The organism is Gemella haemolysans (assembly GCF_901873445.1).
GTDB classification, from domain to species: Bacteria; Bacillota; Bacilli; order Staphylococcales; family Gemellaceae; genus Gemella; species Gemella haemolysans_C.
This window is the reverse complement of record NZ_CABFLN010000068.1, coordinates 1-540: the sequence shown is the minus strand read 5'-3', so window position 1 is coordinate 540 and position 540 is coordinate 1. Positions and strand designations below refer to the sequence as shown.

1 protein-coding gene is annotated in these 540 nt (G+C 27.0%); it reads left to right on the top strand.

Annotated elements, in window-relative coordinates; all coding sequences use genetic code 11:
- Nucleotides 1-187: 187 nt before the first annotated feature.
- A partial coding sequence (locus JX287_RS07780) for an MBOAT family O-acyltransferase (RefSeq protein ID WP_345770913.1) occupies nucleotides 188-540 on the top strand: 353 nt, incomplete at its 3' end.

Below are 540 nucleotides of genomic sequence, written 5' to 3'. Positions count from 1 at the left end.
AGGTTTTATCCTATATGAATACATATTGGTATTAATAGCACAAAAAACAGAAAATAAAAAATCCTTAAAAATACTAGTGATATTATCAATATTACCATTAGTAATAAATAAAATATTTGCGATAACGCATTTACATTTATTAGCTTTTATTGGAATATCATATATGTCATTTAAGACAATACAAATTATGATAGAAATATCAGATGGTTTAATAAAAGAAAAAATCAGAGCTGTAGAATATGTACAATTCCTATTATTCTTCCCAACAGTAAGCTCAGGTCCGATAGATAGAAGTAGAAGATTCATGAGTGATATAAAAGAAAAGATGCCAAGAGCCGAGTACTTAGAACTAGCAGGAGAAGGAATATACAGATTAATATTGGGATTATTATACAAAGTAGTATTTTCAACACTAAGTTATCATTATCTAGTAGGTTTAATAAACCATGGTTCATTTGTCTATTCATTAAAATATATGTATCTATATACATTATATCTATTCTTCGACTTTGCAGGATACAGTTTAATGGCAGTAGGAAG